This is a genomic window from Saccharothrix sp. 6-C, assembly GCF_016695385.1.
GTDB lineage: Bacteria > Actinomycetota > Actinomycetes > Mycobacteriales > Pseudonocardiaceae > Actinosynnema > Actinosynnema texasense.
This window is the reverse complement of sequence record NZ_CP064192.1, coordinates 1,098,253-1,120,051: the sequence shown is the minus strand read 5'-3', so window position 1 is coordinate 1,120,051 and position 21,799 is coordinate 1,098,253. Positions and strand designations below refer to the sequence as shown.

General features: G+C 72.9%; 18 protein-coding genes and 1 pseudogene. 6 read left to right on the top strand and 13 right to left on the bottom strand.

The genetic code is table 11. The features are described 5' to 3' along the window. Position 1: 1 nt before the first annotated feature. The 3 genes from IOD16_RS05255 to IOD16_RS05245 form a co-directional block, all read right to left on the bottom strand. Positions 2–1,879 (bottom strand): fumarate reductase/succinate dehydrogenase flavoprotein subunit, encoded by a 1,878-nt coding sequence (locus IOD16_RS05255; protein ID WP_201439130.1) that lies wholly within the window; start codon positions 1,877–1,879, stop codon positions 2–4. Positions 1,880–1,888: 9 nt separating this feature from the next. Continuing rightward, positions 1,889–2,650 (bottom strand): hypothetical protein, encoded by a 762-nt coding sequence (locus tag IOD16_RS05250; protein WP_123743396.1) that lies wholly within the window; start codon positions 2,648–2,650, stop codon positions 1,889–1,891. 118 nt (positions 2,651–2,768) lie between these two features. Beyond that, complete coding sequence (locus tag IOD16_RS05245; protein ID WP_201439129.1) at positions 2,769–3,065, bottom strand: hypothetical protein; 297 nt, start codon at positions 3,063–3,065, stop codon at positions 2,769–2,771. Between the two features lie 226 nt (positions 3,066–3,291). Here IOD16_RS05245 and edd point away from each other — a divergent pair, with 226 nt between their 5' ends. Next, entirely contained in the window at positions 3,292–5,157 is a 1,866-nt protein-coding gene (gene edd, locus IOD16_RS05240; RefSeq protein ID WP_170185080.1) for a phosphogluconate dehydratase, read from the top strand. Next, positions 5,154–5,792 carry a bifunctional 4-hydroxy-2-oxoglutarate aldolase/2-dehydro-3-deoxy-phosphogluconate aldolase gene (gene eda, locus IOD16_RS05235; protein ID WP_236594759.1) on the top strand — a complete coding sequence of 213 codons (639 nt, stop codon included), beginning with the start codon at positions 5,154–5,156 and terminating at the stop codon, positions 5,790–5,792. The genes edd and eda overlap by 4 nt, the downstream gene beginning before the upstream one ends. An 89-nt stretch (positions 5,793–5,881) precedes the next feature. On the opposite strand, the gene IOD16_RS05230 is transcribed toward eda, so the two are convergent. Further along, positions 5,882–6,523, bottom strand: a complete 642-nt coding sequence (locus tag IOD16_RS05230; protein WP_201439128.1) for an HAD family hydrolase — start codon at positions 6,521–6,523, stop codon at positions 5,882–5,884. 54 nt (positions 6,524–6,577) lie between these two features. Between IOD16_RS05230 and IOD16_RS05225 the strand changes: the two genes are divergently transcribed. Then, on the top strand, positions 6,578–7,267 hold the full coding sequence (locus tag IOD16_RS05225; RefSeq protein WP_201439127.1) for a YqeB family protein: 690 nt from the start codon (positions 6,578–6,580) through the stop codon (positions 7,265–7,267). Between the two features lie 216 nt (positions 7,268–7,483). Here the strand turns inward: IOD16_RS05225 and IOD16_RS05220 are convergent, their stop codons facing one another. The 5 genes and pseudogenes from IOD16_RS05220 to IOD16_RS05200 all read right to left on the bottom strand — a co-directional run bounded on the left by IOD16_RS05220 (position 7,484) and on the right by IOD16_RS05200 (position 10,476). Then, the gene (locus IOD16_RS05220; RefSeq protein WP_236595120.1) at positions 7,484–7,960 is read right to left on the bottom strand and encodes a regulatory protein RecX; all 477 of its coding nucleotides are present in this window, start codon (positions 7,958–7,960) and stop codon (positions 7,484–7,486) included. A 114-nt stretch (positions 7,961–8,074) separates the two neighbouring features. Beyond that, positions 8,075–9,118 (bottom strand): recombinase RecA, encoded by a 1,044-nt coding sequence (gene recA / locus IOD16_RS05215; RefSeq protein ID WP_201439126.1) that lies wholly within the window; start codon positions 9,116–9,118, stop codon positions 8,075–8,077. A gap of 172 nt (positions 9,119–9,290) precedes the next feature. After that, positions 9,291–9,485 (bottom strand): DUF3046 domain-containing protein, encoded by a 195-nt coding sequence (locus tag IOD16_RS05210; RefSeq protein ID WP_201439125.1) that lies wholly within the window; start codon positions 9,483–9,485, stop codon positions 9,291–9,293. A 169-nt stretch (positions 9,486–9,654) separates the two neighbouring features. Then, a pseudogene (locus tag IOD16_RS05205) lies at positions 9,655–9,962 on the bottom strand (helix-turn-helix domain-containing protein); the annotation flags it as partial. A 52-nt stretch (positions 9,963–10,014) separates the two neighbouring features. Next, positions 10,015–10,476 carry a cupin domain-containing protein gene (locus IOD16_RS05200; RefSeq protein ID WP_201439124.1) on the bottom strand — a complete coding sequence of 154 codons (462 nt, stop codon included), beginning with the start codon at positions 10,474–10,476 and terminating at the stop codon, positions 10,015–10,017. A 71-nt stretch (positions 10,477–10,547) separates the two neighbouring features. Here IOD16_RS05200 and IOD16_RS05195 point away from each other — a divergent pair, with 71 nt between their 5' ends. Both IOD16_RS05195 and IOD16_RS40850 read left to right on the top strand, forming a co-directional pair. Further along, on the top strand, positions 10,548–11,387 hold the full coding sequence (locus tag IOD16_RS05195) for a LysR family transcriptional regulator (RefSeq protein WP_201439123.1): 840 nt from the start codon (positions 10,548–10,550) through the stop codon (positions 11,385–11,387). 9 nt (positions 11,388–11,396) lie between these two features. After that, positions 11,397–11,525 carry a hypothetical protein gene (locus IOD16_RS40850; RefSeq protein ID WP_268957680.1) on the top strand — a complete coding sequence of 43 codons (129 nt, stop codon included), beginning with the start codon at positions 11,397–11,399 and terminating at the stop codon, positions 11,523–11,525. Position 11,526: 1 nt separating this feature from the next. Here the strand turns inward: IOD16_RS40850 and IOD16_RS05190 are convergent, their stop codons facing one another. Continuing rightward, positions 11,527–12,744, bottom strand: a complete 1,218-nt coding sequence (locus tag IOD16_RS05190) for an MFS transporter (protein WP_201439122.1) — start codon at positions 12,742–12,744, stop codon at positions 11,527–11,529. Between the two features lie 51 nt (positions 12,745–12,795). Next, entirely contained in the window at positions 12,796–14,715 is a 1,920-nt protein-coding gene (locus IOD16_RS05185; protein WP_201439121.1) for an Hsp70 family protein, read from the bottom strand. Positions 14,716–14,791: 76 nt separating this feature from the next. Here IOD16_RS05185 and IOD16_RS05180 point away from each other — a divergent pair, with 76 nt between their 5' ends. After that, positions 14,792–19,486: an ATP-dependent helicase gene (locus IOD16_RS05180; protein ID WP_201439120.1), complete on the top strand. Its 4,695-nt coding sequence runs from the start codon at positions 14,792–14,794 to the stop codon at positions 19,484–19,486. Between the two features lie 318 nt (positions 19,487–19,804). Here the strand turns inward: IOD16_RS05180 and IOD16_RS05175 are convergent, their stop codons facing one another. Next, positions 19,805–20,800, bottom strand: coding sequence for a 1-aminocyclopropane-1-carboxylate deaminase (locus IOD16_RS05175; protein ID WP_201439119.1), 996 nt, complete (start codon positions 20,798–20,800; stop codon positions 19,805–19,807). Between the two features lies 1 nt (position 20,801). Then, positions 20,802–21,446, bottom strand: coding sequence for a GntR family transcriptional regulator (locus IOD16_RS05170; RefSeq protein WP_201439118.1), 645 nt, complete (start codon positions 21,444–21,446; stop codon positions 20,802–20,804). Between the last annotated feature and the right edge of the window lie 353 nt (positions 21,447–21,799).

The window sequence follows — 21,799 nt, the reverse complement described above, 5'->3', positions numbered from 1 at the left end:
GTCAGCCCTCCAGCTCGTCGGCGGTCAGGTACTTCTGCAGCTCGCTGTGCTCGAACAACGCCAGCAGGTCCGTGCGGATCGGGATCTGCGGCTCCTCCACGACCTCGACCGAGGAGTCGGACAACCTGCACACCAGCAGCTTGCGCCGCCAGTCGGCGTCCATCCCGGGGTAGTCGTCCCGGGTGTGCCCGCCCCGGCTCTCCGTGCGCAGCAGCGCGGCGCGCGCCACGCACTCGCTGACCACGAGCATGTTCCGCAGGTCGAGCGCCAGGTGCCAGCCGGGGTTGAACTGCCGGTGCCCCTCGACCACCAGGGTCGCGGCCCGCCGCTTCAGCTCCTCCAGGCGCTTGATCGCCTGGTCCATCTCCTCGGCCTTGCGGATGATGCCGACCAGGTCGTTCATCGCCTGCTGCAGCTCCATGTGCAGCGTGTACGGGTTCTCACCGCCCCCGTCGGCGCCGGAGAACGGGGCCACGGCCGTCCGTTCCGCCTCGGCGACGGCCTCGTCCGAGCACACGGGACGGGCCGGCAGCCCGGTCACGTAGTCCGACGCGCCCGCGCCCGCCCGGCGGCCGAACACCAGCAGGTCGGACAACGAGTTGCCGCCCAGCCGGTTCGAGCCGTGCATCCCGCCGGACACCTCGCCCGCCGCGAACAGCCCCGGCACCGACGACGCGCCCGTGTCCGGGTCGACCTGCACGCCGCCCATCACGTAGTGGCAGGTCGGCCCGACCTCCATCGGCTGCGCGGTGATGTCGACGTCCGCCAGCTCCTTGAACTGGTGGTGCATCGACGGCAGCCGCCGCATGATCTCCTCGGCGGGCAGGCGGGTCGACACGTCCAGGAACACGCCGCCGTGCTCGGACCCGCGACCGGCCTTGACCTCGGAGTTGATGGCCCTGGCCACCTCGTCGCGCGGCAGCAGCTCCGGTGGCCGCCGGTTGCTGCCGGGGTCGGCGTACCAGCGGTCGGCCTCGGCCTCGTTGTCGGCGTACTTGTCCTTGAACACCTCGGGGATGTAGTCGAACATGAACCGCTTGCCGTCGGAGTTGCGCAGCACGCCGCCGTCACCGCGGACCGACTCGGTGACCAGGATGCCCTTCACCGACGGCGGCCAGACCATGCCGGTCGGGTGGAACTGCACGAACTCCATGTTGATCAGGGACGCGCCCGCGCGCAGGGCCAGCGCGTGGCCGTCGCCGGTGTACTCCCACGAGTTCGACGTGACCTTGAACGACTTGCCGATGCCGCCGGTCGCGAGCACCACGGCGGGCGCCTCGAACAGCACGAACCGGCCCGACTCGCGCCAGTAGCCGAACGCGCCGGCCACCTTGCCGCCGTCGAGCACCAGGTCGGTGACGGTGAACTCCTGGAACACCTTCAGCCGCGACTCGTAGTCGCCGGTCTCGGCGTGATCGTCCTGCTGCAGCGACACCACCTTCTGCTGGAGGCTGCGGATCAGCTCCAGCCCGGTGCGGTCGCCGACGTGCGCGAGGCGCGGGTACTCGTGGCCGCCGAAGTTGCGCTGGCTGATCCGACCGTCCTTGGTGCGGTCGAACAGCGCGCCGTAGGTCTCCAGCTCCCAGACGCGGTCGGGCGCCTCCTTGGCGTGCAGCTCGGCCATCCGCCAGTTGTTCAGGAACTTGCCGCCGCGCATGGTGTCGCGGAAGTGCACCTGCCAGTTGTCGTTCGAGTTCACGTTCCCCATGGCCGCGGCGATGCCGCCCTCGGCCATCACGGTGTGCGCCTTGCCGAACAACGACTTGCACAGCACCGCCGTGCGCATCCCGTGTTCACGTGCCTCGATCGCGGCGCGCAACCCCGCACCGCCGGCACCGATCACGAGCACGTCGAACGAATGCCGTTCCAGCTCGGGCAAAACCACTCCTCAGTTGACGAATCGGAGGTCGGCGATCGTCCCGGAGGCGACCAGCGCGACGTAGAGGTCCGTGACGCAGACGAAGATGAGCGAGGCCCACGCCAACTGCATGTGCCTGGCGTTGAGCTTGGAGATCTGCGTCCACGCCCAGTACCGGACCGGGTGCTTGGAGAAGTGCTTGAGCCGCCCGCCCGCGATGTGGCGGCACGAATGGCACGACAGCGTGTACGCGCCGAGCAGGCCGACGTTGACCAGCAGCACGATGTTGCCGAGGCCGATGCCGGTGCTGAACGCGAAGGCCGCGTCGTAGATGTTGATCAGCAGCAGGAGCGACGCCGCGTAGAAGAAGTACCGGTGCAGGTTCTGCGCGATGAGCGGGAAGCGGGTCTCACCGGTGTACTTGGCGTGGGGCTCGGCCACCGCGCACGCGGGCGGGGACATCCACGCCGCCCGGTAGTAGGCCTTGCGGTAGTAGTAGCAGGTCACCCGGAAGCCGAGCAGGAACGGGATGATGATCACCGGCGGGGTGAGGAACCCCGGCAGCTCGGGCAGCAAGCGGCCGAAGTGCGCCGCGTTGGGCAGGCACTCCTCGGTCAGGCACGGCGAGTACATGGGCGTCAGGTAGCGGTACTCGTCCACCCAGTAGTAGTCGCCCATGAAGGTCCGCACGGCCGCGTAGATCGAAATCAGGAGCAGGCCCGCGAACGTCGCCAGCGGCGGTAGCCACCACCGGTCTGTGCGCAACGTGCGCTGGGCGATCTGCGCCCTCATACCTCACCTCGTTCCACGTCGTTGTGGTGCGGGACACATTGTGGTGTGGGACACATCACCGGGCCGAAAACGGGAGCGGCCCCCGCGTTCGCACGCGGGGGCCGGTCCTCTCCTCAGCTCAGGTCCGATGACTGCGGTAGCCGCCGAGACCTTCGTCGTCGGCGTCGTGCCACAGCTCCGGGTCGTACGGCGTGTCCGGGACGACGACGACCTCTCTCTCGACCCGAGGCGCCTCACGCGGTCGGGGCGTGCTGTCCAGCTCCGCCAGCTCGGTCGCGTCGATGTCCATGCGCTCGACGTCGTTGGCCAGCCGCTGCACGGCGGCCACGTCGCCGTACCGCGCGCGCAGCCCGCGGACGCTGTGGCGCAGTTGGCCAAGCGCCCGGCGCAGCTCCACGATCTCGGAGGACGTCATGGTCAGCACCTCCCTCGGGTCGATCCGTGTGCCGACTCTGCCAAGTGGAAGCCGCTGTGACAAGAACCACAAGTGTCCGAGTCGCGTCTCAGGATCTGAATCGTTTTTGTCACGATCATGTGTCGTGACATAGTGTGCTTGCTGTCACGTCCGTACGTGCGACGTCAGCGCTGCCGTCCCACCGGGCCCACCACAGCCCGTGATCACCACCGGGAGACAGCGAACCATGAGCGTGCATCCCGTCGTCGCCGAAGTGACGGCTCGAATCGCCGCCCGCAGCGCCGCCGGCCGGTCCGCCTACCTGGAACGAATCGCCCAGGCCCAGCAGGAGGGCCCCGCCCGCCGCGACATGGCGTGCAGCAACCTGGCCCACGGTTTCGCCGGGATCACGGGCGGTGACAAGGACCTCCTTCGTGCGCTGCGTCGCCCGAACGTGGCGATCGTGTCGGCGTACAACGACATGCTGTCCGCCCACCAGCCCATGCACGAGTACCCCGCGTGGATCAAGGACGCGGCCCGGGCCGTCGGCGGCGTGGCGCAGTTCGCGGGCGGCGTGCCCGCCATGTGCGACGGCATCACCCAGGGCCGCGCGGGCATGGAGCTCTCGCTGTTCAGCCGCGAGGTCATCGCGATGGCCACCGGCATCGCCCTGTCGCACGAGATGTTCGACGCGGCGCTGCTGCTCGGCGTGTGCGACAAGATCACGCCCGGCCTGCTGATCGGCGCGCTGTCGTTCGGGCACCTGCCCGCGATCCTGGTGCCCGCGGGCCCGATGAGCTCCGGCCTGCCGAACTCGGAGAAGGCCCGGGTGCGGCAGCTGTTCGCGGAGAACAAGGCGTCCCGCGAGGACCTGCTCGAAGCCGAGGCGCAGTCCTACCACAGCCCCGGGACCTGCACGTTCTACGGCACGGCGAACTCCAACCAGCTCGTGGTCGAGGTCATGGGCCTGCACCTGCCGGGCGCGAGCTTCGTGCCGCCGGGCACCAGGCTGCGCAAGGCGCTCACCGAGGAGGCCGCGCGGCGCGCGGTGGAGATCAGCCGGGGCGAGGACTACACCCCGATCGGGCACGTGGTGGACGTGAAGTCCGTGGTCAACGGCGTGATCGCGCTGCTGGCCACCGGCGGGTCGACCAACCACACCATGCACCTGGTGGCCATCGCGTCGGCCGCGGGCATCGAGCTGGGCTGGGACGACTTCTCCGAGCTGTCCTCGGTGGTGCCGCTGCTGGCCCGCGTCTACCCGAACGGCTCGGCGGACATCAACCACTTCCAGGCCGCGGGCGGCGTGCCGTTCCTCGTCTCGACGCTGCTGGACGCGGGCCTGCTGCACGCCGACGTGCGGACCGTGGCCGGCCCCGGGCTCGACCGCTACCGGCAGGAGCCGGTGCTGGTCGAGGGCGTGCTGATGTGGCGGCCGGGCCCGCCGCGCTCGCTGGACACCGACGTGCTGCGGCCCGTGTCGGAGCCGTTCGCGGCCGACGGCGGCCTGCGCATGCTGTCGGGCAACCTCGGCCGCGCGGTGATCAAGGTGTCGGCGGTCAAGCCGGAGCACCGGGTCGTGGAGGCTCCCGCCCGGGTGTTCACCTCGCAGGAGGCGTTCAGCGCCGCGTTCCAGGCCGGTGAGCTGGAGCGGGACGTGGTCGTGGTGGTGCGGCAGCAGGGCCCGCAGGCCAACGGGATGCCCGAGCTGCACAAGCTGACGCCCGCGCTGGGCGTGCTGATGGACCGGGGCTTCAAGGTCGCGCTGGTCACCGACGGCCGGATGTCCGGCGCGTCGGGCAAGATCCCGGCCGCCATCCAGGTCACCCCGGAGGCGGCCGTCGGCGGCCCGCTGGCCCGCGTGCGCGACGGCGACGTGCTGCGGCTGGACGCCGAGACCGGCACGCTGGAAGCGTTCGTCGACCCGGCGGAGCTGGCCTCGCGCGACCTGGTGGACTTCCCGCCGGACGCGCAGGCGTGGACCGGCACCGGCCGGGAGCTGTTCGCCTCGCTGCGCCGGGCGATCGGGCCCGCCGACCGGGGCGCGAGCGTGTTCGGACCCATCGCGGCCTCGCACTTCGAAGGCCAGTTCAACCAGGAGGTGTCCCGGTGACCAACGCCCCGGCCCACGCGACGGCGGCGGATCTGCTGGCGCTGTCCCCCGTCATCCCGGTCGTCGTCGTCGACGACGCCGAGCACGCCGTGCCGCTGGCGGAGGCGTTGCTGCGCGGCGGTGTGCGCGTGATCGAGCTGACGCTGCGCACGCCGGCGGCGCTGGCCGCGATCGAGCGGGTGGCGGCGGAGGTGCCGGGCATCGTGATCGGCGCCGGCACCGTGACCGCCCCGGAGCACGCGGAGCAGGCGGCGAAGGCCGGTGCGGCGTTCCTCGTCACGCCCGGGTCGACGGACCGGATGCTGGACGCGGCCGAGGACACCGGGCTGCCGTTCCTGCCGGGTGCCGCGACCGTGTCGGAGGCGATGCGGCTGGCCGAGCGCGGGCTGACGTCGCTCAAGTTCTTCCCGGCCGAGGCCGCGGGCGGGGTGGACTACCTGAAGTCCGTCGGCGGGCCGCTGCCCGGTCTGCGGTTCTGCCCGACCGGCGGCATCACGCCGGCGACCGCGCCGAACTACCTGGCGCTGCCGAACGTCGGCTGCGTCGGCGGTTCGTGGCTCGCGCCCAAGGACGCGCTGGTGTCGGGCGACTGGGCGCGGATCGAGGAGCTGGCGCGGGCCGCCTCGGCGCTCTGATCCCGCCAGGCGCCGGTCTCGTTGTTGTCGTCGGAGGGCGTCTTCCCGTGCCGGGGAGACGCCCTCCGACGTCGTGAGACCGGGTCTGCTCAGGCCAGGTAGGTGAGGGCTTCGGGGATCGAGTCGGCGACCGGCGCGCCGGTGCGTTCGAGCACCTTGCGCGAACTCGTGCCGGTGGCGACCAGCACGACCTGCGCGCCGACGTGCCGGGCGGCTTCGGCGTCGTCGGCCACGTCGCCGATCAGCACGACGTCGCGCGGGACCAGCCGCAAGGCCTCCAGGTGCTCGGCGAGGTGCTCGGCCTTCGAGCCGCCGTCACCCGCCGACTTGAGGCCGTCGACCCGGCTGAACAGCTCGCCCAGGCCGAAGCGGGTCACCAGCGGCACCAGCTCGTCGTGGAACCACATCGACAGCAGCGACTGGGTGTGGCGCAGCGCCGCCAGGTGGTCGGGCACGCCGACGGCCAGCCCGCAGCGGTCCACCAGCGCCCGGTACTCGGCGTGGTAGACGGTGTCGACGCGGGTCCAGTCCTCCGCCGTCAGCGGACGGCCGAACATCCGCTCGTAGCAGTCCTTGACCGGGCGGCTGAACACCTCGCGCCAGTGCTCCAGCGTCACGGCGCCGTGGCCGAAGTCGGCGCAGACCCGGTTGACGGCGGCGAGCACGGCGTCGTTGTCCGCGAACAGGGTGCCGTTCCAGTCCCAGACCACGTGGTCGGCCCTGATCCTCACTCGACCAGGCTACGGCGATAGGTTGGGTGCTCACTTCTGGGGAGGTAGTGGGGGATGGACGCGCGACGAACCACGGTGGTCGCCGAGCCACGCGGGCAGGTGGCGCTGGTGTCGGTCGGGTTCCCGGTGCTCGGCGCGGCCGTGGTGTGGGGCTTGAAGTCGATCGCCGGGTGGGTGGCCGACCTGTCGTGGGCCCCGATGCAGGGTCCGTTCCGGCTGGTGGCGTCCGTGCCGGAGCCGTGGGCGACGATCGGCTCGGTGGCCGTCGGCGCGGTGCTCGGGCTGGTGGTGGCCGGGATCGCCGCGCACGAGCGGCTGGTGGTCGAGGTGTTCAACGAAGGCGTCGAGCTGCTGAAGGGCGGCAGGCACCGCAGCTTCGACCGGACGCTGGTGTCCGGGGTGTTCCTGGACGGCAAGAAGCTCGTGCTGCTCGACGTGGACACCGGTGAGCTGGCCCGGGAGAACCACGACCTGAAGCCGGAGGCGTTGGCCGAGGCGTTCCAGACGCACGGGTACCAGTGGCTGGACGCCGACCCGTACCGGGAGGACTACCGGCGGTGGGTCGACGGCACGCCGGACCTGCCGCCCGGCGCGAACGCGCTGCTGAAGGTGCGGGCGGAGGCGTTGCGCAAGGGCGACACCGGGGACGCGGACGAGCTGCGGGAGGAGCTGCGCCGGCTCGGCGTCGTCGTGCGCGAGGAGAAGAAGCGCCAGTACTGGCGCCTGCCCCGCGCACTGCCCTGACTCGCGCTGCCTGAAGCGGGCGCGGAAGGTGCTTGGGGCGCTGACAGTGTGGCGGCGGGAGGCACCCGGGCCAGAAGGCCGCCCGGTCTCAGCCGGCCGGCCCGCCCGCCCGAACTCGGCCCGCGCGGATCAGCTCGGTCGCAGTGCGCCCGCTCCCGGCGCGGCTCGGCGCGTGGTGAGGCCGGGCGGCGGGGAGTGATCCGAGTCGGTCGGCGGTCAGTACTGGGTCAGGTCGTCCAAGGTCGTGGTGTCCTCGCCCGCCCGGCGCAGTTCCTCGCGAACCACGCGGTAGGCCAGGCCTTCCGCGTAGCCCTTGCGGGCCAGGGCGGCGACCAGGCGGCGGATCTTGGTGGTGTCGTCCAGGCTCGCCATGGTGCGCAGCTTCTTGCGCACCAGCTCGCGCGCCCGGTCCTCCTCGGCCTCGTCGTCCACCGCGGCCACGGCCTCGGCCGCCACCTCGTCGGCCACGCCCTTGCGACGCAGCTCCATCGCCAGGGCCCGGCGGGCCAGGCCCTGGTAGGTGTGCCGCGAGCGGACCCAGACCTCGGCGAACGCGGCGTCGTCGATCAGGCCCGCCCGGTCGAACTTGCCCAGCACCAGCTCGGCCGTCTGCTCGCTGATGTCCTTGCGCAGCAAGGCGTCCTTCAGCTCGACGCGGGTGCGGGCCCGTGCGGCGAGCAGCGCGTAGCAGATGTCCGTCGCCTTGCGCTGCTCCTTCGCCGGGTCGACCGGACGTGCCTCGGTGTCGTCGGCCGAAGGGTCGCGGGACGTCCCGCGACCACGGCCACCTCGTCCTGCCACGCCCGCTTAGAACTCGACGGGCGCCGCGGCGGGCTCCTCGGCGTCGAGGGTGGCGCCGATGCCCAGCTTGTCCTTGATCCGCTTCTCGATCTCGTTGGCCACGTCCGGGTTGTCGCGCAGGAACTTCCGCGCGTTCTCCTTGCCCTGGCCGAGCTGGTCGCCCTCGTAGGTGTACCAGGCGCCCGACTTGCGCAGGATGCCCTGGTCGACGCCCATGTCGATGAGCGAACCCTCGCGGCTGATGCCCTGGCCGTAGAGGATGTCGAACTCGGCCTGCTTGAACGGCGGGGCCACCTTGTTCTTCACGACCTTGACCCTGGTGCGGTTGCCGACCGGCTCGCCGCCGTCCTTCAGGGTCTCGATGCGCCGCACGTCCAGCCGCACCGACGCGTAGAACTTCAGCGCCTTGCCACCGGTCGTGGTCTCGGGCGAGCCGAACATCACGCCGATCTTCTCGCGCAGCTGGTTGATGAAGATCGCGGTGGTGTTGGAGTTGCTGAGCGCACCGGTGATCTTGCGCAGCGCCTGGCTCATCAACCGGGCCTGCAGACCCACGTGGTTGTCGCCCATCTCGCCCTCGATCTCGGCGCGGGGCACCAGGGCCGCCACCGAGTCGATGACCAGGATGTCGAGCGCGCCGGAGCGGACCAGCATGTCCGCGATCTCCAGCGCCTGCTCGCCCGTGTCGGGCTGGGAGACCAGCAGCGCGTCGGTGTCGACGCCCAGCTTCTTCGCGTAGTCCGGGTCGAGCGCGTGCTCGGCGTCGATGAACGCCGCGATGCCGCCGTTGCGCTGGGCGTTGGCCACCGCGTGCAGCGCCACGGTCGTCTTACCGGAGGACTCCGGGCCGTAGATCTCGATCACGCGGCCGCGGGGCAGGCCGCCGATGCCGAGCGCCACGTCGAGCGCGATCGCGCCGGTGGGGATCACCTGGATCGGGGCGCGGGCCTCCTCGCCGAGCCGCATGACCGAGCCCTTGCCGAACTGCTTGTCGATCTGGGCCAGGGCCAGCTCGAGGGCCTTGTCCCGGTCGGGTGCCTGGGGTGCCATCTTGGAGTCCACCTCGGAGTGTCTTGGGTTCGCGGTGCGATGTCGGGGCCGACGTTACGGGTGGGGTCCGACATTTTTCGGCGGGGACCAGGTCACCTGCGGGGTGTTGTCACCCGGTCGTGTCGGGGAGTGTAGCCGAACAGGTGTTCGACCACCTGGTCGGCACACCGGGTCACCGCCGCTGTTCCGGCACGTCGAAGGCGTCGCAGACGGCCTGCCAGATCTCCTTGGCCGACAGCCCCGCCTCCAACGCCTGGTCGGGAGTCCGACCGCCGAGGGCGGACAGCACGTGGTCCCGGGCCACCATCTCCGCCCTGACCTGGCCGAACTCGTCGGCCATCAGCTTGCGGAACATCGTGATGCGCATCGGGTCCAGGCTAGCGCGCCACCGTCCGCGCCGGACTGCCGACGGGGGTGGTCGTCGGTCCCGCCCCGGTCAGCGCGGGGGCGGCGACGACCAGCCCACCGTCGACGACCAGGTCCTGCCCGTTGACGTAGGACGCTTCACCGGAGGCGAGGAGCGCGCCCCCGACGCGCGGCGGGTTGAGACCGGCAAGCAGGTAGAGGTGGGCGCGTTCGAGGTCGGTCAGGCGCAGCGCCCGGCTGGCCGCGTCGAGCACCTCCGACGAGACGGTGATGTCGCGGCCCTGCTCCAGCCACGTGTACCAGGACACGCCGACCCCGGCGAGCGCGGCGAGCTCCTCGCGCCGCAGCCCCGGCGTCCGGCGCCGGCCCACCGCCACCACGCCGACGTCGGCGGGCGTGAGCCGCGCCCGCAGGTCCGCAGGAAGTCGCGGAGCTGCTCACGCCGGCGCCGTCGCACCGCGGGTGGTTCGCCGGTCATGCGCCACGGTGACAACGCGCTCGGTCGGCACGCCTGGGTCAGCACGCCCGGGTCAGCGCGCCGCCGTCCAGACCGGGCTGTCGACGTAGTGGTTGTCGAACCGGTCCTGCGAGTCGCGAATCTCCCGGGGGCTCGCCTCGCCGCGCTGCACGCGGTCGAGCAGGCGGTAGTAGTCGAACCGACCCATGCCCGGCGTGAAGACGTACAGGACGTCCGCGTCCGCTCCTTCGAGCGCGCCGAACGCGTGCGGCACACGTGGCGGCACGACGAGGAAGTCACCGCGCTCCAAGGTCACCACGTCCTGGTCCAGCAGCACCTGGAGCGTGCCGTCGAGCACGAAGAACAGCTCCGAGGCGCGGGTGTGGAAGTGGGGCGGCGCGCCGTCGGCGCCGTCGCGGAAGGTGGACCGGTTGCCGGTCAGGCCGTCGAGGTCGGCGAGGAGGGTGACCACGGCGGCGGGGTCGGCGTCGAGCTTCTCGGCCTGGGCGGCGCGGACGAGCAGTGCGTTCTCCATGACGTCGAGACTCGTCCCCGGAAGAGGCCCGAACAACGACGGCGATCGAATAGAACGATAACTTGACGGTTATGGAACGACGTGACCTGGAGATCTTCCTGGCGCTCGCGGAGGAGCTGCACTTCAGCCGCACCGCCGAGCGGCTGCACGTCTCCCAGGCACGGGTCAGCCAGTCCGTCAAGCAGCTGGAGCGCCGCGTCGGCGCGCCGCTGTTCGAGCGGACCAGCCGGCGGGTGGCGCTCACCCCCATCGGCCGTCGCCTGCGTGACGACCTCGCGCCGGCCTACCGGCAGATCGTGGACGGCGTGGCGCGCGCGGTGGAGGCCGCACGCGGCACGTCCCTGCTGCGCGTCGGGTTCGAGGCGCCGGCCCTCGCCGACCTCGTAACCGACGTCCTCGACCGGTTCCGCGCCCGCCACCCCGACAGCGAGGTGCGCGTGCGGGAAGCGCCGTTCACCGACCCGTTCTCGCTGCTCAGGGCCGGCGAGGTGGATGTGATGGTGACGTTGTTCCCGGTCGGGGAGCCGGACCTGACGGCCGGCCCGGTCGTCCACGAGGAGCCTCTGGTGCTCGCCGTCTCCGACACGCACCCGTTCACGCGGCAGGAGTCCGTGACCCTGGAGGACCTGGCGCGCGACACGGTCTTCCGCGCCGCCTATTGGCGCGACACGACGCCCAAGGGCGCGCCGGTCGAGCGCGGACGGGACGTCACGACGTTCCAGGAACTGCTCACCGCGATCGCCAACGGCGAGGGCGTCTGCCCGCTGGGCGCGCACGCGGTCGGCTACTTCGCCCGCCCGAAGATCGCGTTCCTGCCACTGGCAGGCGCACCGAGCCTGGCCTGGGGGCTGGTCTGGCGCACGGCGGGCGAAACGGCCCGCGTGCGCGAGTTCGCGGCGGCGGCGCGCTAACCTCGACCCGTGCTGCTGCTGTTGCAGGAAGACCCCACGGGCATGTCGTCGCCGATCGCCGCGGTCGCGGTGATCGCCGGTCTCGTCGCGGCCATCGTGGTCGGCCTGCGCGCGCTCTGGCACAACCGCAAGCGCTGACTCACCGCACCCGCTGCAACGACGCGAACAGGCACGCCACCAGCAGCGGCAGCGCGGTGAAGCCGACGACCAGGCCCAGCGCGGCGTAGGACCACGCGGTCACCACGATGCCCGCCGTGACGCCGCCGAGTGCGCCGCCGACGTTCATGCACAGGTCCGACAGGCCCTGCGCGGCCGGCCGGTCCACCACCTCCACGGACTCGGTGAGCAGCGCCGAGCCCGCCACCACGCCCGCCGACCAGCCGAACGCCAGCAGCGCCAGCCCGGCGGCCAGCTGCGGCGCGTCGTGCGACGGCGCCATGCCCGCGATGCCGGACGCGGCGACCACGAGCGCCGCGCCGATCGCCAGCACGGGCACCCGGCCCAGCCGGTCGGCCATCCACCCGAACAGCGGGCTGGCCGCGTACATCGCGGCGACGTGCAGGCTGATCACCACGCCCACGACGCGCAGCGACGACCCCGCGTGCTCCATGTGCACGGGTGTCATCGACATCAGGCCCACCATCGCGGTGTGGCACAGCGTCACGCCGCCCAGCGCGAGCTTCCCGGCCGCGGGCAGCGACCGCCACACCGCCATCGACCGCTTCGCGCCGACCGAGGGCGCGACGGCCGACTTCGCCAGGGTGAGCGGATCGGGCCGCAGGAACTTCAGGACGACGAGCGCCGCCAGGCCGAACAGCACCGCCGACAGCAGGTACGGCCCGGCGCCCACCGGCAGCCCCAGCCGCACGGCCGCCCGCCCCGCCGGGTCGGCCAGGTTCGGCCCGGCCACCGCGCCCAGCGTCGCCGCCCACACCACCAACGCCACCGACCGCGCCCTGCGGTGCGGGCGGGCCAGGTCGGCGCCCGCGTGCCGGGCGGCGAGGTTCGCGCTGGACGCCGCGCCGAACAGCACGAGCGCGACCAGCAGCACCTGCCACGAGCCGAGCACGACCGCGCAGGCCGCCACCGCCGCGCCGGCCGCGCCCGCGCCGTAGCCGAGGACCAACGCCGGTCGACGTCCGCTGCGGGCCGCCAACCGGGCCGCGGGCAGCGCGAACGCCGCCGCGCCGAGCACCGCGGCCGTCTGCGCCATCCCGCCGACCGCGTCGGAGTCGGCGAGCACGGCCGCGATCAGCGTGCTGACCGCCAAGCCGATGGTGACGCCCGCCGCGCCGAGGACCTGGGTCACCGCCAGCACCCGCAAAACCCTGCGCTGCACGACGTCGACCGTGGTCATGATCTTGAGGGTGCCAGGCGGGATCGGGCCCTACCAGCCACCGTCCGGGTCTCAGGTGCCCGGTTGGACCGCAGCCTCGAAGAAGTCCGCGACCTGGTCGGCGGTCAGCTCCTCGCCGCCGCTCTTGGTCACGATGCCCAGCAGCGGCAGGTCGTCGGCGGTGAACACGAGCAGCCCGAGCCCGCCGTCCGCCGCGGCCCGGTATTTGCCGGTGAGGCCGTTGCCCGCCCACTGCGCCTCGACCATGTCGGTCTTGAGGGACCGGACGACCGCCTCCGCGCCGTGCTGCGCGCCGACGACCGTCTCGGTGAGCACGTACTGGACCGAGTAGTCGTCCTTCACCGCGCAGCTGACCACGCTGCCCTTGATGCCGTCGACACCGCCCACGCCGGGCGTGCCGCCCGCCTTGCACGTGCTGGTGTCGGGGATCGTGCCCGCGAGCAGCCGCAGGCACTCGGTGAAGCCCTTGTCGTCCTGCCGGGTGTCGTTCTTGCACTCCTGCGCGCTGGGCACGCTCACCCCGTCGAACGCGAAGAACGCGCCGACCGCGGCCAGCACGAGCACGAGGGCCGCGCCCGCCGAGATCAGCACGGTCCGGTTGGGCTTCTTCCGCTCCGGCTTGGTCTGCGCGCGGGGCGTGACGGTCGGGAAGTTGAACTGCTGCGGCCCGGTCTGCGGGTAGACCTGGTACGGCCCGCTGACCGCCGGGTTGACCTGGTACGGGCCGCTCGCGTTCGGGTTCACCTGGTACGGGCCGCTGGCGCCGGGGTTGGCCTGGTGGGCGCCGGGGTTGACGGGGTGCGCGCCGCTGACCGCCGGGTTGGTCTGGAAGGCGCCGGACGGCGGGGTCACCGGCTTGGTGACGACCGTGTCGGGCTCCACCGGCCTGGCGGGCTCCTGGGACCGCGGCGTGATGCCGTTCTTGGGCACGTGGTGCGCGCCCAGGGCGACCGAGGTCTCGGGCTGGTCCAGGCTCGTCGGCACGATCCGCACCTGCTCGGCGATCATGGTCGCGACCAGCGGGATGCGGCTGGCGCCACCGACCAGGTAGATGCCCGCGAGCTGGTTGGGCGCCATGCCGGTGGAGCGGATCGTGGACTCCAGCAGCTCCACGCTGCGCATCATGCTCGGCCGGACCAGCGCCTCCAGGTCCGACCGGTTGACCAGCACGTCCTCGAACGGCTCCGGCATCGGCACCTCGGTGTGCGCGTGCCGCGACAGCGACTCCTTGGCCGCGCGCACGTCCTCCTGCAACGTGCGGCGGGCCCGGCGGTCGGCCGTCGACTCCGGGCGCAGCAGCCGCTGCCAGGCCGCCGGGTCGCGGTGCGAGACCTGCCTGCCGACGTGCTCCAGCAGCGCCTGGTCGACGTCCAGGCCGCCCAGGTCCGGCAGGCCGTCCTCGGCGAGCACGGTGAAACCGCTCTGGGTGGCGCCGACGATGGCCACGTCGAACGTGCCCGCGCCGAGGTCGTACACCGCGAGCGCCTGGCCCACCGACAGCGAGGCGTAGTGGGAGGCGGCCGCGACCGGCTCCGGGACCAGCACGATCTCGCCGGTCACGCCCGCGAGGCGGGCCGCGGACAGCAGCACGTTGCGGCGCGTCGGCCCCCACTGCGCGGGGTGCGTGAGGCGGACCTCGTCCAGCGCCTCGCCGCCCAGCTGGCGGGTGGTCTCGTCGAGCACGCGGCGCAGCACGGCGGCCAACGCGTCGGTGACCGGCACCACGTTGTCGCCCAGGAGCAGCACGCCGTCGTCCACCCGGCGCTTGGGGTTGGGCTCGAAGCGGGCCGGGTCGAGGCGGGCGCGGCGCTCGGCGTCACGGCCGACGACGAGCGTGCCGTCCTCTTCGCAGTAGACGGCCGACGGCATGGTGGCCGAGCCGTCCACCTCCACGACCCTGGGCGGCCGGCCGTGCGCGGCGAGCACCGCGACGGTGTTGGAAGTGCCCAGGTCGACGGACAGGACGCGCACGATCCACCCCTTTGATGTGAACGGGGTGATCGTGCCACAACCGGAATTTGTCGGACCCCTGGTTCAGGATGGTGGGGTGGACGTCCTGGACCGCTTCTCCCCCGCCACCCGGCAGTGGTTCGCCGGGGCCTTCGCCGCGCCCACGCCGGCGCAGGCGGGCGCCTGGGAGGCGGCGGCGGCCGGTGAGCACGCGCTGGTCATCGCGCCCACGGGGTCCGGCAAGACGCTGGCCGCGTTCCTGTGGGCGCTCGACCGGCTGGCGTCCACGCCGAAGCCCGCCGAGCCGAAGCGGCGGTGCCGGGTGCTGTACGTCTCACCGCTCAAGGCGCTGGCGGTGGACGTGGAGCGCAACCTCAGGGCGCCGCTGGCCGGCATCCGGCAGGCCTCGCACCGGCTGTCGCTGCCCGAGCCGGACGTCACGGTCGGCATGCGCACCGGCGACACGCCGGCGGACGCGCGGCGCGCCTTCGCCCGGACACCGCCGGACGTGCTGGTCACCACGCCGGAGTCGTTGTTCCTGGTGCTCACCTCCGCCGCGCGGGACTCGTTGCGCGGCGTCGAGACGGTGATCGTCGACGAGGTGCACGCGGTGGCGGGCACGAAGCGCGGCGCGCACCTCGCGCTGTCGCTCGAACGGCTGGACGCGCTGCTGGAGCGGCCCGCGCAGCGGATCGGGCTGTCGGCGACGGTCCGGCCGGTCGAGGAGGTCGGCGCGTTCCTCGCGGGCGGGCGGCCGGTGCGGGTCGTGCAGCCGAAGACGGCCAAGACGATCGAGGTCCGGGTCGAGGTGCCGGTCGAGGACATGTCGGTGCTCGGCGAGCCGACCGGCGAGGTGTCGGGCTCGGCGGCGGGCGCGGAGCAGCGGGCGTCGATCTGGCCCTCGGTGGAGCGGCGGATCCTGGAGCTGGTCCGGGAGCACCGGTCGACCATCGTGTTCGCCAACTCCCGCCGGCTGGCCGAACGGCTCACCTCGCGGCTCAACGAGCTGGCCGAGGAGGCCGCGGAGCTGGAGCGGGTGCCCCCGGAGGGCTCCACCGAGGAGCCCACGGAGGAGTTCGGGGGCGAGTTCGCCGCCCACTCGCCGTCCTCGCAGCCGCTGCCCGCCGGGCCGTCGGGCGCCGGGCGGGCCGTCGAGCGGTTCCCGGCCGAGGCGGTCGGGCAGTCCGGCGTCACCACCCAGCGCTCCCCCGTGATCGCCCGCGCCCACCACGGCTCCATGTCGCGCGAGCAGCGGGTGGTGGTCGAGGAGGAGCTGAAGTCCGGGCGGCTGCCGTGCGTGGTCGCCACGTCGTCCCTGGAGCTGGGCATCGACATGGGCGCGGTCGACCTGGTGGTGCAGGTGGAGGCGCCGCCCACGGTGGCGTCCGGGCTGCAGCGCGTCGGCCGGGCCGGGCACCAGGTGGGCGCGGTGTCGCGCGGGGTGATGTTCCCGAAGTTCCGGGGCGACCTGGTGTCGTGCGCGGTGGTGGCGGAGCGGATGCGGGACGGCGCGATCGAGGCCGTGCGGTACCCGCGCAACCCGCTGGACGTGCTGGCGCAGCACGTCGTGGCGATGGTGGCGATGGAGACGTGGACGGTCGAGGCGCTGGCCGGGCTGGTGCGGCGGGCCGCGCCGTTCGCCGCGCTGCCGGAGTCGGCCCTGCAGGCCGTGCTCGACATGCTCGCGGGCCGGTACCCGAGCGAGGAGTTCGGCGAGCTGCGGCCCCGGATCACCTGGGACCGGATCACGGGCGAGCTGCGCGGCCGGCCGGGCGCGCAGCGGCTGGCGGTGACCTCGGGCGGCACCATCCCCGACCGCGGCCTGTTCGCGGTGATGACGCCGCCGTCCGAGCGGGGCCCCGGCTCGCGGGTCGGCGAGCTGGACGAGGAGATGGTCTACGAGTCGCGGGTCGGCGACACGTTCCTGCTGGGCACGTCGTCGTGGCGGGTCGAGGACATCACCCACGACCGGGTGATCGTGGTGCCCGCGCCGGGTCAGCCCGCGCGGATGCCGTTCTGGAAGGGCGACGCGCCGGGCCGTCCGCTGGAGCTGGGGCGGGCGCTGGGGAAGTTCCTGCGCGAGGTGTCCGCCATGGACGACGGGAAGGCCGCGGTGCGGACCGCGTCGGCCGGGCTGGACGCGTGGGCGACGTCGAACCTGCTGGCCTACCTGGGCGAGCAGCGCGAGGCGACCAGGCACGTGCCCAACGACCGGGTGGTGCTGGTCGAGCGGTTCCGCGACGAGCTGGGCGACTGGCGGCTGGTGGTGCACTCGCCGTTCGGGGCGCAGGTCAACGCGCCGTGGGCGTTGGCGATCGCGGCCCGGCTGCGGGAGCGGCGCGGGATCGAGGTGCAGGCGGCGCACTCCGACGACGGGATCGTGATCCGGCTGCCCGACGCGGTCGACCTGGACGGCGCGCAGGTCGTGGCGGGCGCTGAGGACGTGCTGCTCGACCCGGAGGAGGTCGAGCAGGTCGTGGTGGCCGAGGTGGGCGGCTCGGCGCTGTTCGCGGCCCGGTTCCGGGAGTGCGCGGCGCGGTCGCTGCTGCTGCCCCGGCGCGACCCGCGCAAGCGCTCGCCGTTGTGGCAGCAGCGGCAGCGGGCGGCACAGCTGCTGTCGGTGGCGGCGAAGTACGAGAGCTTCCCGGTCGTGCTGGAGGCGATGCGCGAGGTCCTGCAGGACGTGTACGACGTGCCCGGCCTGCGTGAGCTGATGACCGACATCCGGGCCCGGCGGGTGCGCGTGGTCGAGGTGGAGACGCCGTCGCCGTCGCCGTTCGCGCGCAGCCTGCTGTTCGGGTACGTCGGGATGTTCCTGTACGAGGCGGACGCGCCGCTGGCCGAGCGGCGGGCGGCGGCGTTGTCGCTGGACTCGGCGCTGCTGGCGGAGCTGCTGGGCTCGGAGGCGATCCGGGAGCTGCTCGACCCGGAGGTCGTGGCGGAGGTCGAGCGCAACCTCCAGCGCCTGGCGCCCGACCGGCACGCGCGGGACGCGGAAGGCGCGTCCGACCTGCTGCGGTTCCTGGGCGACCTGTCCGAGGCGGAGGCGCTGGAACGGGGCGTGCGGCCGGAGTGGCTGGCCGACCTGGTGGCGCAGCGGCGGGCGATCCGGGTGCGCATCGCGGGCGAGGACCGGGTGATCGGCATCGAGGACGCGGGCCGGGTGCGCGACGCGTTGGGCGTGGCGCTGCCGGTCGGCGTGCCGGAGGTGTTCACCGAGCCGGTGGCCGACCCGCTGGGCGACCTGCTGTCGCGTTACGCGCGCACGCACGGCCCGTTCCCGGCGGTGGAGGCGGCGGAGCGGTTCGGGCTCGGCGTGGCCGTGGTGACCGGGGTGCTGGAGCGGATGGCGGCCACCGGGCGGCTGGTGCGCGGTGAGCTGAGGCCGCTGTCCGCGGGGCACCCGCGACCCGGGGCAGGCACCCACACCGAGTACTGCGACGCCGAGGTGCTGCGGCGGTTGCGGCGGGCGTCGCTGGCCCGGCTGCGGGCCGAGGTCGAGCCGGTGGAGCCCGCGGCGCTGGGCCGGTTCCTGCCGGGCTGGCACGGGGTGGGCCGGCGGCTGCGGTCCGCGCCGACCGTGGACGACGTGTACTCGGTGGTCGAGCAGCTGGCGGGCGCGCCGCTGCCCGCGAGCGCGGTGGAGTCGCTGGTGCTGCCCGCCCGGCTGCCCGGTTACCGTCCCGCGCTGCTGGACGAGCTGACCGCGTCCGGCGAGGTGACGTGGACCGGGTGCGGCTCGCTGGCCGGCGGCGACGGCTGGATCGCGCTGGCGCCCGCGGACGTGGCCGACCTGCTGCTGCCGGACCTGGTGCCGGAGGCGATGCCGGACTCGTCGCTGCACACCGCCGTGGTGGAGGCGTTGGGCGGCGGCGCGCTGTTCTTCCGGCAGGTCGTCGACCGGGTGTCGTTGCAGGGCCCGACGACGGACGGCGAGGTCGTCGGCGCGCTGTGGGACCTGGTGTGGGCGGGCGTGGTCACGAACGACACGCTGGCGCCGCTGCGGGCGCTGGTCGCGGGCGGCGGCACGGCCCACAAACCCCGGCGGGCCGCGCCGCGCGGCCGGTACGCGCGGATGCGGGCCGGGAGACCCGACCTGCCCAGCCGCACCGGGCCGCCGACGGTGGCGGGCCGGTGGTCGCTGGCCGTGGTGCCCGTGACGGACACGACCCGGCGGGCGCACGCGCGGGCCGAGGCGTTCCTGGAACGGCACGGCGTGCTGACCCGGGGCGCGCTGGACACCGAACGGGTGACCGGCGGGTTCAGCGCCGTGTACCGGGTGCTGCGCGCCATGGAGGAGTCCGGGCAGGTCGTGCGCGGGTACGTGGTCGAAGGGCTCGGCGCGGCGCAGTTCGCGGCCCGTGGCGCGGTGGACCGGCTGCGCGCGTCGTCGAGATCACCGGGCCAGGAGCACGGGGGCACGCCGGACGCCGTCGTGCTGGCGGCGGCCGACCCGGCGCAGCCCTACGGCGCCGCGCTGGCGTGGCCGGACCTGTCCGGCGAGGGCAAGCACCGACCGGGCCGCAAGTCCGGGGCCTTGGTCGTGCTGGTCGACGGGCTGGCCACGCTCTACGTGGAACGAGGCGGCCGTTCGCTGCTGTCGTTCACCGAGGACGAGGAACCTCTGCGAGCAGCGGCCCAAGCCCTGAGCCGAGCCGTGCGCGACGGCTGGCTGGGACAACTGGCCGTGCAGCGCGCCGACGGCGAAGTGGCCCTGGGTTCCCGCCTGGCGGGCATCCTCCAAGACGCGGGCTTCCGCGCCACCCCGAAAGGCCTGCGACTGCGGGCATGACGCGGAATCCACGATGCGGAGGGCGGAGAACCAGGAGATCACCCGATAGAGCAAGCCGACCTGGAAACTTTCGACACACCATTGACGTTGCCGGGATACAAGGAGGCGGCGACGCACGGCGGACCGGTCCCACCCCGACCACCTCACGCGACCTGATCTCAGCGAACGAACGCCCAGCCCCAGCGACAAGCACCCAGCGCCAGGCACCCAGCGCGCGAACGCGAACGGGCACCCCGCGCGAACCCAGCGCCCTAGCTGACGCGGCCCAACGCGCACGCGCTCAGCGGACGCCCACGCGCTCAGCGGACGTGCACGCGCTCAGCGGAACAGGGCGCTGTAGGCGTTGAGCGCGGGCTGGCCGCCCAGGTGGGCGTACAGGACGTTGGAGTCGCGCGGGATCTCGCCGGTGGAGACCAGCTCCACCAGGCCGGCCAGGGACTTGCCCTCGTACACCGGGTCGGTGATCATGCCTTCCAGCCGGGCGCCCAGCTTCATGGCGTCCAGAGTGGACTCGCCCGGCACGCCGTAGATGCCTTCGTGGAACCGGTCGTCGAGGACGACGTCCTCGTCGGTCACCTTCACGCCGAGCAGCTCCGCCGTGTTCTTGGCGATGCGCGTGATCTGCGCACGGGTGTCGCACGGCTCGGCGGAGGCGTCGACGCCGATCACCCTCCGGCCGCTGCCCGCGAACCCGGCGACCATGCCGGCCTGCGTGCTGCCGGTCACCGAGCACACGACGATCGTGTCGAACCGCACGCCCAGCTCGGCCTCCTGCTGCTCGACCTCGGCCGCCCACCCGGCGAACCCGAGCCCGCCCAGCGGGTGGTCCGACGCGCCCGCGGGGATGGCGTACGGCTTGCCGCCGGCCGCGCGCACGTCCTCGATCGCCTGCTCCCAAGCGGGTTTCACGCCGATGCCGAAGCCGGCCTCGACCAGTCGCACCTCGGCGCCCATCAGCCGGCTGAGCAGGATGTTGCCGACCCGGTCGTACACCGCGTCCGGCCAGTCGACCCAGCTCTCCTGCACCAGCACGCACTTCAGCCCGGCCCGTGCCGCCGCCGCGGCCACCTGGCGGGTGTGGTTGGACTGCACGCCGCCGATGGACACCAGCGTGTCGCAGCCCGTCGCCAACGCCTCCGCCACCAGGTATTCCAGCTTGCGGGTCTTGTTGCCGCCGTAGGCCAGCCCGGAGTTGCAGTCCTCGCGCTTGGCCCACACCTTCGCGCCGCCGAGGTGCCTGGTCAGCCGCTCCAGCGGGTGCACCGGGGACGGGCCGAAGGTCAGCGGGTAACGCTCGAAATCGCCCAGCGCCATGTCAGTTCTCCTCAACCACGAACAGGTCGGCCAACGTCGCCCAGTTCCGCTCGACCAGCCGGGCCGCGAGGTCGGCGTCGGCCGCGGCGAAAGCGGTGATGATCTCGTCGTGCATCGCCACCGAGTGGCGGCCGGTGGGCGCGGCGAACCGCTGCCGTTCCAGCCGGCGCACGAGAGGCGTGTAGCGGTCGATGGTGGCCGTGACGGCGAAGTTGCCGCCACGCCGCACGGCCACCGCGTGGAACTCGTCGTCGGCGGCAAGAGCGGCGGGCACGTCGCCGGAAGCCAACGCGCGGGCGAACGCCGTGTTCGCCGCACGCATCGCGTCCAGGTCCGCCTCCACCAGACGCGGCACGGCCAGCCGCGCCGCGAGGGCGTGCATGGCCTGGACGACGACGTGCGCATCACGCACCGCCGCCGTGTCCAACGGCGTGACCCGCGTGTAGCTGTGCGGTTTGCTCTCGACCAGGCCTTCGTCGGTCAGCCGTGCCAGCGCCTCGCGCACCGGTGTCCGCGACAGGCCGAGCCGTTCGGCCAGCTCCACGTCCTTGATCGGCACGCCGGGCGCCAGGTCGCCACCGAGGATCGCCTCGCGGATCGCGATCAGCGCCTGGTCACGAAACAACGCCCGACTAATATATTGCATACCAGCGGACTGTAGCCGGTCGTTGTCGAGACCACCAGGGGTCGGGTGTCCTGGCCCAGTTGAAGTGCGCAGGACTCAGCGAGACTGAGAAATGGCTCCCTGTGGCTTAGTTGAACTGAGTAGGGCGGGTTGGCTTGGTGGATGCGCGCGAACGCTGGGTTGGCGTCCACTGCCGGCGGGGCCGGAGTTCGACGCTGCTCGACGCCGCGTCGAGCAGCGTGTCTCGTTGGGCGGGACGGCGTTGGTGCCGTTCGAGGCGGCGCGGCCAGTGCGCCGAGGGTGGACGGCGGGTCGCCGCAGTTGTGCGGTGTCTGTAGGCAAACAGGTCAGCGATGGTGTTCACGTGGGTCGGG

Bases quoted from the DNA above. Each gene is read 5' to 3' on its own strand.
- edd (WP_170185080.1), top strand. From the start codon at position 3,292: ATGAGCGTGCATCCCGTCGTCGCCGAAGTGACGGCTCGAATCGCCGCC.
- IOD16_RS05195 (WP_201439123.1), top strand. From the start codon at position 10,548: ATGGAACGACGTGACCTGGAGATCTTCCTGGCGCTCGCGGAGGAGCTG.
- IOD16_RS05250 (WP_123743396.1), bottom strand. From the start codon at position 2,650: ATGAGGGCGCAGATCGCCCAGCGCACGTTGCGCACAGACCGGTGGTGG.
- IOD16_RS05245 (WP_201439129.1), bottom strand. From the start codon at position 3,065: ATGACGTCCTCCGAGATCGTGGAGCTGCGCCGGGCGCTTGGCCAACTG.
- IOD16_RS05190 (WP_201439122.1), bottom strand. From the start codon at position 12,744: ATGACCACGGTCGACGTCGTGCAGCGCAGGGTTTTGCGGGTGCTGGCG.
- IOD16_RS05210 (WP_201439125.1), bottom strand. From the start codon at position 9,485: ATGCGCATCACGATGTTCCGCAAGCTGATGGCCGACGAGTTCGGCCAG.
- recA (WP_201439126.1), bottom strand. From the start codon at position 9,118: ATGGCACCCCAGGCACCCGACCGGGACAAGGCCCTCGAGCTGGCCCTG.
- IOD16_RS05200 (WP_201439124.1), bottom strand. From the start codon at position 10,476: ATGGAGAACGCACTGCTCGTCCGCGCCGCCCAGGCCGAGAAGCTCGAC.
- IOD16_RS05175 (WP_201439119.1), bottom strand. From the start codon at position 20,800: ATGGCGCTGGGCGATTTCGAGCGTTACCCGCTGACCTTCGGCCCGTCC.
- IOD16_RS05225 (WP_201439127.1), top strand. From the start codon at position 6,578: ATGGACGCGCGACGAACCACGGTGGTCGCCGAGCCACGCGGGCAGGTG.
- IOD16_RS05170 (WP_201439118.1), bottom strand. From the start codon at position 21,446: ATGCAATATATTAGTCGGGCGTTGTTTCGTGACCAGGCGCTGATCGCG.